Annotated in this window: 13 protein-coding genes; 2 read left to right on the forward strand and 11 right to left on the reverse strand. The window is 58.9% G+C overall.

The features are described from left to right. The first annotated feature begins 448 nt into the window (after window positions 1–448). A complete protein-coding gene (locus tag U5A58_RS40040; protein WP_321965418.1) occupies window positions 449–883 on the forward strand; it encodes a hypothetical protein in 435 nt (144 codons plus the stop codon). Window positions 884–1323: 440 nt separating this feature from the next. Beyond that, entirely contained in the window at window positions 1324–2085 is a 762-nt protein-coding gene (locus tag U5A58_RS40045; RefSeq protein WP_321911129.1) for a YoaK family protein, read from the forward strand. 35 nt (window positions 2086–2120) lie between these two features. Here U5A58_RS40045 and U5A58_RS40050 read toward each other — a convergent pair whose 3' ends face one another. The 11 genes from U5A58_RS40050 to U5A58_RS40095 form a co-directional block, all read right to left on the reverse strand. Next, complete coding sequence (locus tag U5A58_RS40050; protein WP_321965419.1) at window positions 2121–2417, reverse strand: H-NS histone family protein; 297 nt, start codon at window positions 2415–2417, stop codon at window positions 2121–2123. 118 nt (window positions 2418–2535) lie between these two features. After that, window positions 2536–2811: a hypothetical protein gene (locus U5A58_RS40055; protein ID WP_321911131.1), complete on the reverse strand. Its 276-nt coding sequence runs from the start codon at window positions 2809–2811 to the stop codon at window positions 2536–2538. A 137-nt stretch (window positions 2812–2948) separates the two neighbouring features. Beyond that, window positions 2949–3542 (reverse strand): J domain-containing protein, encoded by a 594-nt coding sequence (locus U5A58_RS40060; protein WP_321965420.1) that lies wholly within the window; start codon window positions 3540–3542, stop codon window positions 2949–2951. Between the two features lie 410 nt (window positions 3543–3952). Next, window positions 3953–4150 carry a hypothetical protein gene (locus U5A58_RS40065; RefSeq protein ID WP_233886704.1) on the reverse strand — a complete coding sequence of 66 codons (198 nt, stop codon included), beginning with the start codon at window positions 4148–4150 and terminating at the stop codon, window positions 3953–3955. Window positions 4151–4238: 88 nt separating this feature from the next. Beyond that, the gene (gene phaP, locus U5A58_RS40950) at window positions 4239–4532 is read right to left on the reverse strand and encodes a TIGR01841 family phasin (RefSeq protein ID WP_415774367.1); all 294 of its coding nucleotides are present in this window, start codon (window positions 4530–4532) and stop codon (window positions 4239–4241) included. 421 nt (window positions 4533–4953) lie between these two features. Continuing rightward, window positions 4954–5238 (reverse strand): hypothetical protein, encoded by a 285-nt coding sequence (locus U5A58_RS40070; protein ID WP_321965421.1) that lies wholly within the window; start codon window positions 5236–5238, stop codon window positions 4954–4956. An 873-nt stretch (window positions 5239–6111) separates the two neighbouring features. Continuing rightward, window positions 6112–7212, reverse strand: coding sequence for a hypothetical protein (locus U5A58_RS40075; protein ID WP_321965422.1), 1101 nt, complete (start codon window positions 7210–7212; stop codon window positions 6112–6114). Window positions 7213–7952: 740 nt separating this feature from the next. After that, the gene (locus U5A58_RS40080; RefSeq protein ID WP_321965423.1) at window positions 7953–8591 is read right to left on the reverse strand and encodes a glutathione S-transferase family protein; all 639 of its coding nucleotides are present in this window, start codon (window positions 8589–8591) and stop codon (window positions 7953–7955) included. A 42-nt stretch (window positions 8592–8633) separates the two neighbouring features. Next, window positions 8634–9029, reverse strand: a complete 396-nt coding sequence (locus U5A58_RS40085; protein ID WP_321965424.1) for a nuclear transport factor 2 family protein — start codon at window positions 9027–9029, stop codon at window positions 8634–8636. Between the two features lie 68 nt (window positions 9030–9097). Then, the gene (locus tag U5A58_RS40090; protein WP_321965425.1) at window positions 9098–10126 is read right to left on the reverse strand and encodes an alpha/beta hydrolase; all 1029 of its coding nucleotides are present in this window, start codon (window positions 10124–10126) and stop codon (window positions 9098–9100) included. A gap of 150 nt (window positions 10127–10276) precedes the next feature. Further along, window positions 10277–10790 (reverse strand): nuclear transport factor 2 family protein (locus U5A58_RS40095; RefSeq protein ID WP_321965426.1); only part of this gene is annotated, 514 nt, incomplete at its 5' end.

A 10790-nucleotide genomic window follows, 5' to 3' on the forward strand; every position in this document is an offset into this window, starting at 1 on the left:
GGGCTGTGGGTCTGGCTCTGGGTCGGGCTCTGGCTCTGGCTCTGGCTCTGGCTCTGGCTCTGGCTCTGGCTCTGGCTCAGGCTCAGGTTCTGGTTCGGGCTCGGGGTCAGGCGCAGGCGGCTCGGGCTCAGGTAGCTCCGGCGCAGGTAGCTCGGGTGCGGGCAGTTCCGGCGCAGGTAGCTCGGGTGCGGGCAGTTCCGGCGCAGGTAGCTCGGGCGCAGGCAGTTCCGGCGCAGGCAGCTCGGGTGGTGGCAGTTCTGGTGGAAGCAGCGCTGGCGCAAGCGGTTCCGGCGGAAGCAGCTCCGGCGCAGGCAACTCGGGTGCAGGTAGCTCCACGGGCGGTGCGAGTGCAAGCGGACCTGGCGGACATCTGGGCCGCAGTTCATTCGGCGTGAGTACACCTTCGGCCATAGTCGAAATAGTGCCACCTCGCCCACCCGCGCCGGTTATGAACGCGTACGACCCACCGCCGCACGTCCCCGATTCGGACGCCCCCAAGAGCGCGGCGGCGGTGCCCGCGCCACCCAGGAGCGACTACGCCGCGCCGACGAACGTGACCCCTTCGGTCCGAAGCACGACCGCTGGGGCAGCCACTGCGCCGATTGCGCACAACTCCGCACCGCCGGCTGTCATGGCCCCTGTTGCGGTACCGAAGCCAACTGCCGCGGCGGCCGCGACCGATTACGGTCCGCCAGCCATAACCGGCACGGGCAGCGGCGCCGGTCCCGCACGGGCTTCGAACAACTACGGCCCGCCGGCTGGCATGACCGGTGTGGCCAGAACGGGTTTCGCGGTGGATACGGGCGGCTATGAGCCGCCGATACTCACCCCAACGAGCAGCGGCAAGGGAGCACAGGAGGCTCCCTACGAGCCAGCGCAGTGACGCGTGGCCTCGCGGTGCGGCGCGAGGTCATGCGCCTGTCGAGAGCGCTCGCCATGACCGCATCGCTTTGGTACCGGCAGGGCGCAGCGTTACCGTGCCGAATGCACAGACGTCGGTGTCGAACCTCGTCAAGACCGACGCGCCGTTCAGCGCGAATCGCAATCTGTTCGCGACAACCGGTGAGAATCTCAACAATCTTCACCGATTGATCGTTCAGACGATGCCTCGCGCGCGAGCCTGAACGATCTCCCACCGACGCGCACCGCAAAAACCCGGATCGTGCGCGGCAAAGACACGTGCAATCGAGCTACACGAATTCACGACAACGTGGCGGCCCCTGCGGCAAACAACCGCACCCCAACGCCGCATCGCGCGGGGCCATGCAATCCGTACGCATCGTAGACTGTGCGTTTCGACGCTCGTAGCCCCGGAACGCCGTCGTGCCCATTCACTATCTGCGCAGCTTCACCTCCGTCGAACGCACCGAGCAGGCCAACCTGCGGCTCGGCCGCGCACTGGCCTGGGTCGCCGGCGCGATCAATGCCGGCGGGTTCCTTGCCGTTGGGCAATACACGTCGCACATGTCGGGCATCGTCTCGTCTCTTGCCGACAGCGCCGCGCTCGGCAATAGCGCCATCGCGTTGTCCGCGATCAGTTCCGTCCTTGCCTTTGTGAGTGGCGCCGCGACTTCCGCCATTCTGATCAACTGGGGACGCCGCCGTTGCGCGCGCAGTGTCTACGCACTGCCGCTCATGCTCGAAGCCGCCCTGCTCCTGTGCTTCGCCGCGCTCGGCGCGAATCTCGAGATTCATCGTGTTCTCTTCGTGCCGCTGACGGTTGCCGTGCTCTGTTACGTCATGGGCGTGCAAAACGCCATGATCACGAAAATCTCGCACGCAGAAATCCGCACAACGCATGTGACTGGCATCGTGACCGATCTGGGCATTGAATTGGGGAAGGCGCTGTACTGGAATTGGGGCGTACCGGCTTCAGGATCGGAGCACGTGGCAGCCGATATGCAGCGCGTACGCGTACTCGGCTCCCTGCTCGGCATGTTTTTGCTTGGCGGAACGCTAGGCGCACTGGCGTTCCGCCATTTCGGATTTGCCGCGGGCGTGCCTTTGTCGATGCTGCTGGTGGTCCTTGCCAGCGTTCCGGTCACCGACGATTTGCGTCGCCTGCCGCTGCGAGACCTTTTTTGAGGACGACGTCGGTCTGACTGCCGATATCAGGCAATTTATTCACTTATCAGAAACTTGTCGCGATTCTTCGCGTCCTTGATCCAGTTCGGTGCGCGGCCCCTGCCGGACCAGGTCGCGCCGCTTGCGGGATCGCGATATTTCGGGGCCGCCGCGTGATGCAAAAGCCCCGGCCTGCCACGGCGACTACCAAAGATGTCCTGCTGCGTGTAACCGAATTCGGCCACCTTTGCGCGGATATCGGCGAGAACCGTCTCGAACTCTTGCTGACGGGCAATCGCCGCTTGAGCCTCGAGTTCCGCGAGTTGCGCTTTGAGTTCCTTGTACGTTGCCACGAATCGTCTCCTGCACGTGGACACCATTCGCTAATCATAGTGGCTTTCGCGCGCGCGCCCTCTCAACGTGATCGCACGACCTTTGCGGCGGCGAAAACAAGCTGGCGCGGCGCATCGATCAGGCCGCGACGAAGACGACTGCCCCCACGTCGGCGACCTGAGCGAACAACCGTACAAAACGATAGCTTTGCGCCTGGATAGTCAGTTCGTTGAGCCCGGAGCGCGTGCCCTCCAGTATCGCCCGGGCCACCGGCTCTGGAATTGCGCCAAGGTGCGCCCACTCCTCCTGCAACAGAGCGGGGTCACCCAGATACACCTCGCTTTTGCCGCCAGGCGTGCGAACGAGAATCAGGCTTCCCCCCTTGTCGAGTGCAAGCTCCAGATACTCTGACAAGGTAGCCAACGCCTCTGTGTCGACATCGTGGGAGGCATGTGAGTTCGAAGTCATAGGGTGACCACGCTGAGTAATGTTTCACTCACTATCGTACCCCTGCTCCTGCACATGCGCCTGAATTTGGCACGGGTGCGGGTTCAGGGATGCAACCCGAACATACCGTGCCAGATCGCGCTAAAGAGGTTTGCGTGACGGCGATCGTCGGCATTTTGCGACGCTTCGTCGCCTGCACGATGCGTTGCAGATGGCGGCATCGCCTCGTCCGGTTCCCCGGTTTCGCGCGGCGTGGCGTTGTCCGCCTGACGCGAAAGGTGCAGCGCGAGCGCACCGTCGGCAATACGCCCGGCCAGCTGGGTTTCGCAATCGCCTGCGAGCAGTGCGCCAAACACGACGTCGCGGTTGTAGCCCTGCTCGGCAAAGCGCATGGCCACGGCCACGTAACGCGCGTACGCCTCCTGGCGCGCCGCCTCCTGCAAACGCGCCTCTTCCTCCTGCTCACGGGCAAGGCGCCCCATCTCCTCGGCATAGACCGCGTCATAGACGCTGCGCTGCACCGGATCGGAAAGAATCGCGTAAGCTTCCGTGATCTCCTGGAACTGCGCATGGGCAGAGGCTTCGCGTCCCATATTACGGTCGGGATGCGCTTTCATCGCGGCCCTGCGGTAGGCCCGCTTGATGTCCGCGTCGCTCGCGTCGTCGCTTACGCCCAGCAAGTCATACAACGTCGCCATGGCTCGCACAAATTGAAGTGAGATGCCGTCGATCGTAGCATGTCGTCCGCGGACACACCGGTCGAGCGTAGGCAATCGATCAATTATCCTAAGCAAATTGACATCGATTGAAGACCTCTGCCCGCAGCGCCATAACGCAGCACGAGGCGGCTCAGCGTCGAACGCGTGTCCAGCGACACCAATCGTGGTGATCGAGATTGCGCAGCAAATCGGCCCGGCGCCGTTCGCGGCGGTAGTGAGCGGTGACACTAACTGCGGCTATCACAAGCACGATCGTGCCGGCAGCCATACCCAGCCAGGACTGGTCCACGTCAGCCTCCTCAGATCCATGCGGATCGCAACCCATTTGTGAGCAACGCACTCTGAATATAGCCGGTTCATGTGACAGGCTATGCGGTCTCGACCGCCAATCAGCGCACGCGGGCAACCGCTCTCAGAAGCGCATCGCCTTGAGGCGTCACTCGGGGCGTTGGGAAACCCGATTCGGGCGTATCGACAATAACCAGATGAAGGTCGCGAAGCGCCCAGAGTTCCTCGCGGTCCGGCTCGATACGCCCGGGCGCATTCTTTATCAGCATCAACGTGGCAAGTTCGTGGGGGCTCAACATGTTATTTCCCTCCCGCATGATCCCGCTTTTTTCTGCTTCGCATTGGATCGCGCCAGTGAGCGCACTCGTCGCTCACACGCGATGCGCGCTATCTCAGCTTTGCAGCAGTTTCCGCCGCGATTTCCATATATGCGCGCGTGTAGCCGGCCGCCTGCGAAGCGACCCACGGCAACATATCGACCTGGTTGCGGACCAGTTGCTCCGGCGTCTGCGCCGACAAGATGCCTTCGAAACGCTCTCGCGACCCAGCGAATATCGACCTGCAAGTCGCGAGATTCAGGCGCGCCAGTTCACAAACACCGTCGAACAGATGAGCGCTCATCGTAGTGATATTTGCGGCCCATGATCCGCTTTCCGCGGTTGCGAATTTTTGATTAGACATACTAATTTATCCCCCGTGTATTCCATCAATCGTTATGTCTGTACCGACCGCGCTTGATGTATGGCTTCGCAACGCAAGAGACGTTGCCCGTTCAGAAACGAATGCCGGCGTCGATCTAGAGCCTTCATTCTAACTTTGTTAAATCCGCGAGATGACCAGGGATTGAGTCAGGAGTTTCCCCAATTCATTACGCAAACTCGTTGACCCCGAACTATGACGGCGGCGAGTTTCGAACAGGCATGCGGAAAATTGACTTGTCAGATTGGATTTAAACCAGTCAGACAAGAAAGGGCGAGCCACAGGTTTTGCAGCGGCCGATGACGCAAGACGTCAAACAAGACAGCGCCGCGATGAGAATTCAACGTAAGCGTTTGGCCAATGCTGTGCTCTGATGCAAATCAAACCAAGGTGAGTTGGCAGATCAATGTGCGCCAACTTTCACCGCATTGCGTTGCGCAAGCAGCTCGCGTATGCGCGCCAGATGCAGGTCGCCGACGGCCGTATGGACGGGCTCGATCTTGCGGGTACGACGTGCAGAAGGAGGCCACGCACCCAGGTAGCGGCACAGCGCGGAAACGAACGGCCGCTTCCCTCCGCCAACAAGCCGTTGGGCCGCCGCCGCAACGCGATCCGCACCTACATTTGCAAGCAGCCATTCAAACGCCTGACGGTCTTCGTCGTTCACGATGCGGATTGGCGATTTCATGCGACGCTCCTACTGGACGTAAACACATACTGTTAATTTATACAGTATTTTGCGTCAGTGCAAGGAAAGATCGGAAATCGCCCAGTGAGTGCTTCCTAGCAATTTGTCCCCAAAAATCTGACTGAATTGCCCCAAAAACCGCATTTGCAAATTTTGAGGCACTTTACTTGGCCGGTCAGGCAATTTTGGGGCGATTCATTTGGTGGTTAGTTTCGCCGCCACTGACATTCTTGAGGGGGCTTACGTGGCCGCTCGATTGGTCTGACGACCTCCGGCCACAGGCGCATGTCAGCTTTGCGAGTTCTCGCCGAAACTCGATGGAGTGGTTGGGAGTACCTTTACGCGTGCGCTTCGCTGCCATTGTTATCTCGGGTGACACAGTAGGCTCCACCACTCGTTTGGTGGGGCCTACTGTGTCCACTTTGGCGCCGTCGGTCTAGACGGTATTCAGGCAACGCTTACCACATAGTGAACTCGCAGTGCATCATTTGTCGTTCGGCGGGTAGGGTGACGAGGCACCCACCGCTTTCATTCGACGAGTTGAACACCGAAGTGGAGAAAATGCGCGCGGCATATGGCGCGCCGTTGCCGATCAATCAGATTGAGACGGTGGCCCGCTACCTCGCCACCATAAACGGCAAGCCATAGGCTGCTGGCCGGCTATCCAGTTCATTCGCCACCAGCGTCTCGTAGTCCCGACGACCGCGCCGTTTCGAAAGGAGTGTTGTGATGCCCTGCTCTCGCCGTCGGTTTTTCATCATTGCCGCAACGTTGACCTGCGCGCCTGCACTTATCGAGTAAACTCGCGCGGACCCGGCGATGGTTTCTGAAAACGATCCTAACCATCAAGAAAAGGCGATATTCGTCGCGGCGTCATAAGACCAGGCCTTTTATGCCTAGACTACCCGAATAGTTGGCATTGCATTGGGTCATCGCTACCGACCTGAAAGACCATACAAACTCCTCCCAGTGATCAAGCAACAGGTTATTCAAGGGCGAGTTCGGGTTTCTTGTGTATTCTTCCTCGATACATTTCTCGATACCGAGGAGGAAGCGTCCAATCTGTGCAATCGTTACGCGTCCAAGAAGCTCTTCCACTGCGCCCGTTGTTGTCACCGATGCCTTTCTATCCGCGGCTTTAAACCGGTCCGCAAGACCCTGGAATTGGGCCCCTACAAACGTTGCAGGATCGATAGCTCCGGATTCAATTTGCGACTGCAGTTTCTTCTCCTTAATCAGCGCAAAGCGCTGGATCAACGTGGCGTTACTTTGCTTACGTTCGCAATCGAGGCATTGTTTTCCCGCGTTATCTTGCGCCGCATACGCTGAATTGATGAGCCCGGCCGCCAGCAGCTTGTCAACAATCGGTTTGTTCTCCGCTTTCTCAGGAGCAAACTTCCCACCCAGAGGCTCACCGGAATCGGGGGCGCTGAAACGTACTCCGGAAGCGTGGCCGCTAAGACTGCTAAACGATCGGACGTGTTTTTTTGTCAGATTCCCGCTCTCGATGTTCTGAAGGCACTCGCTGATTGCGGCGGAGACAATCCGCTTCCACGTCTGCTGAGGGATTATGTTGTGCGCGACTGCGGGCTTTTGCCCTATCACGCGCTTCCCACAATTCGGGCAGTTTTCAGCCGCCACGCCGTACTCATCAGGTTCAAGACTCAATGTAACCTTGCCTCCCCCCCGAGGAAACAGTTCAAAGACACTTGCCCATGTCGTCTTGTTCTGCACCTCAGTCATATAGCCGCTCAGCGGGGGGGTAAAGTTCTTCCGCTTGCTGATATCACCAACGGGTTCCAGTCCGTGCCTTCGAGCCAAATCGTTGACAAGACTTGTGACGAGCGACCGATCCAGCGCCCCCGCCGCGGCGACTCGCAGTCGCTCCACATCGTTCACCAGTTCTTGAACCGAACTTGCCAGAGCGCTAACTGCATGAAGACGCCCCCGTGATACAACCAGACGGTATCCCATAGCGGACATGCCTCGCAAATGAAGTGAATGAATACAGCTTTTCTTCTTCTTAGGCTTTGGATTTGACGGTAGCGCTCGATAAGCCCAGGCAGGACAAACTCCCCAGTGAGCAATAAAGCCGATGCTTCAGTATTGCTGGGCTCGCCGACTTCCCATTCGACACAGCGTATGGGTTTTCGCCGTCCAGAAGCGCGCATCCTACGATGATGATCGCCACAGATCGCACTTGCACGGACAGATTGTGCCTTGCTGCATCTCTTTTGACATCAGATTTATCGATTGACCGCTCGCAGCGATCGACGGTATTTGAGCCACTGTTGAATGACTCCTCCTGGCCAGTCTAGATGCTGAAGACGGCCATGCATTCTGGATAGTCGTTACCGCCCGTAAGTGGTCATCGAGGGCGGGAATGAGTCGCCGACTGCCGATCACTGACTTGCCAAGTTCCCGCCGCGCATGCCTACTGCATAAGGCATGCATGCGAGCCGTTCGGCGACATCGCTGCAGCCACTTACATTCTGCCGAATTCACCGCGCCGCACAACGACAAATCCTCCATCGAATACGGATACCCGTTTCTTTCTAGTGTGCAGGTAGAGCGGAACGGGTAACCTGTGCGACAAGCAAGGTCTGGCATCAAGCACGATCTGGCAGATGGCAGCGAACGCGGGCTGGCGCGTGACTGATTCTGCATCGTGCCCTCCGGCTGGCACGGCATAGCGTCATACCCTACAACGCCAATCAGGACATCAAGGCCGTTGTCCTGGCAATCCCGCGTGCGAATGCCTCTCTCGCGTGGAGTGCATCCATCCATCGGGAAACATGCGGGACGGCATCCAGATCGACACCAACTGCACTGTGGCGCCAAATCCAACCGAAGTGTGCGATATCGGCGATCGTCACCTCGTCACCGGAAACGTACTCGCGGCTCACCAATATTCCATCGAGCACGGCTAACGTCCTTTGTGCCTCAGCGACAGCTTTCTCGGCGACTTCGGGCATGGCCTTGCGGGATGCGAAGGCATTTCCAAAGGCCGCACCAAGGCCCGATGCGTGAAAATGTAGCTGCTCAAAAACCCGGGCCCGTGCTTCTCCACCAGACGGCAGCAATCTGTTGTGCTTTTCTGCCAGATAGACAAGGATCGCTCCCGACTCCGACAGACTAAGCGGCCTCTCACTGACCCCGTCGATAATCACGGGCACCTTTCCGTTCGGATTGAGCGCCTTGAACCAGTCCGACTTCTGTTCACCCTTGCGGAGATCAACCGCATTGAGCGAATACGGAACGCCCAGTTCCTCCAGGGCGATCGTCACTTTCACGCTGTTCGGCGTGGCAAACGCGTATAACGCAATCACATTAGCTCCTTCACATGGCAACACATTGATACGTGGTTAATCCGGAAATATCAGTTACGATAGGATTCAGGACGGCGAATCATCGGCCGAATCCAGGAACACATAGAGGACGGCGATTTTCGAATCGCGGACGACGATGATGTCCTCGCCGGTGTAACGAGGCGGTTCACCGAGTGGCCCGGAACCCCAGATCAAGCGGCCACCGTTCTGGACGGCATCGGGCCTCCGGTGAGGCGTGTACACATAGCCTGGATGTGAAGCTCGCAGTTCGCTGGCAATCGAGGCAAGCTCTTCGTGACCGACATAGCGGCCGATCGGCAGATACACCACGCAGTCGTCCGTATAGATATCCTTGATGGCATTGCGAAGGCGAACGGGATCCCCTTCGCCAAAGACTTCGCGGATATTGCGCATCAGCAATTGCTCGATTAAGGAGGCATCCGGCTTTTCGACGTGTGACATGAGAACCTCTGAATGGGAAAATCTATGATTCATGAGGCGCGGATTAAGGCATCAACGCGCCTGAGGCATCATTGCAGACGTGCTTTTAACTCGTTAGCGAGCTGACGCGTCGCGGCCTTCGTCGGTGCGTCGTTTGCGAGCGCATTCAACAGGCCGAAGTCGTGAATCGTGCCGTCGTAGCGTACCGTCGTCGCCTCAACGCCGGCCGTGTCCAGTTTGCGACCGTATCCTTCGCCCTCATCGCGCAGCACATCTGATTCAGCGACCTGAATGAGCGCAGGCGGAAGACCCTTCAAGTCTTCAGTTGGAGCGCGAAGGGGCGAGGCATAGATCTCATTGCGCTGCTTCGGATCCTGCGCATATGCGTCCCAGAACCACTTCATCATCGGACGGGTCAGGAAATGGCCTTGCCGGAAGGTCGTGTACGAGCCGTCCTCGAAGTTGTTATCCGTCACAGGCCACATCAACCCCTGAAACCGGATCGCGGGGCCTTGTTTGTCCTTCGCCATCAGGCTGACCACGGCTGCCATGTTTCCGCCCACGCTATTGCCGACCACCGCGAGCCGGTTGCCATCCACCCCGATTTCATTGCCATGCGCAGCGACCCATTTTGTCGCCGAGTAGGCTTGGTTGATCGCGACCGGATAGCGCGCTTCCGGCGATGGTGTGTAATTGACAAACACCGCCGCCGCGCCCGATTGCACTACCAGATCACGAACCAGTCGTTCGTGTGTCTGGAAGTCGCCGAGAATCCACCCGCCGCCGTGGAAAAACATGAATACGGGTAAGGTGCCTGACGCACCTTGCGGGCGCACGATGGTCAATGGAACACTGATGCCGTCCTGCTCGATGGTTTTTGTGCTGACGTCGATGCCGGAAAGATCGATATTGACGCTTCTTTGCGCGTCGACCAGCACCTGACGTGCTTTGGCCGGAGGCAGCGTGTTGATCGCCGGACCGGTGCTGGCGTTCAGCGCATGCAAAAAGTCACTGGTGACGCGATCCGGTTTAGGCGGCGCACTGTTGGTTGCCGCAACAGCGAAGGTCGTGCTCACAGCCAGCGCGGCCGCGACCAACAGGGGCTTAAAGGATTTCATGATGATTCCTGGTTTTTTTATCCGATTTCAAATCGATTCTTGTGAACGGCTCAGGTCAACGTTAGCGTGCAGTCGATGTCCCCGTGCGTTGCAGTCAAGTACAGCGCATTCATAGGCCGTCTTGCTCCCAGGCAAGCGGCCCTTGGGTCTCTACTTGTTTCCCACCTGGTCAACGGGGCTGAACGCTTCCTGCGCTGCAACCGTGTCAAGCGACTCACGAAGCAGCTTGATCTTTCCATGCTCGGCGACGAGCCGGCCCGCATACATCTGCTTGTAGACTTTCCCCGTGGACGGTACCAGTGCCTCGACGGAATACTCGCCGAATGCCTGCTCCGGCGTGTCGATCAGGATCTGAACATTCTTGAAGGTGAAATCGGGCACCTTGTTGAGCAACCCGGTTAGAAACCTTTCGATGGCGGCGGGACCTTGCGCACCTGTGGTCGGGCCGAGGCTCGAAAGGTAAGGAAGTTCAAGAATGCCGTCGTCGGCAAAGAGCGCTGCGGCAGCCTTGGGGTCCCGCACAGACTCGATGTACTGGTTGAGAAGCGATGCTGCTGTTGCCATTTTTTTCTCCACGAAGAAGTGTGCGCCCCACACGGGCGTCTCATCACCCCGGGGCGGCATTACCTTGCCAGCCGCCCCAGCGGGATAGAGGCTGTTCAGG

The organism is Paraburkholderia sp. J7 (genome assembly GCF_905220155.1).
Classification (GTDB): Bacteria; Pseudomonadota; Gammaproteobacteria; order Burkholderiales; family Burkholderiaceae; genus Paraburkholderia.

Coding starts and splice junctions, on each gene's coding strand:
- U5A58_RS40060 (WP_321965420.1), bottom strand. CDS start 3,542: ATGGCGACGTTGTATGACTTGCTGGGCGTAAGCGACGACGCGAGCGAC.
- U5A58_RS40085 (WP_321965424.1), bottom strand. CDS start 9,029: ATGTCACACGTCGAAAAGCCGGATGCCTCCTTAATCGAGCAATTGCTG.
- phaP (WP_415774367.1), bottom strand. CDS start 4,532: ATGTCTAATCAAAAATTCGCAACCGCGGAAAGCGGATCATGGGCCGCA.
- U5A58_RS40090 (WP_321965425.1), bottom strand. CDS start 10,126: ATGAAATCCTTTAAGCCCCTGTTGGTCGCGGCCGCGCTGGCTGTGAGC.
- U5A58_RS40065 (WP_233886704.1), bottom strand. CDS start 4,150: ATGTTGAGCCCCCACGAACTTGCCACGTTGATGCTGATAAAGAATGCG.
- U5A58_RS40070 (WP_321965421.1), bottom strand. CDS start 5,238: ATGAAATCGCCAATCCGCATCGTGAACGACGAAGACCGTCAGGCGTTT.
- U5A58_RS40075 (WP_321965422.1), bottom strand. CDS start 7,212: ATGGGATACCGTCTGGTTGTATCACGGGGGCGTCTTCATGCAGTTAGC.
- U5A58_RS40040 (WP_321965418.1), top strand. CDS start 449: ATGAACGCGTACGACCCACCGCCGCACGTCCCCGATTCGGACGCCCCC.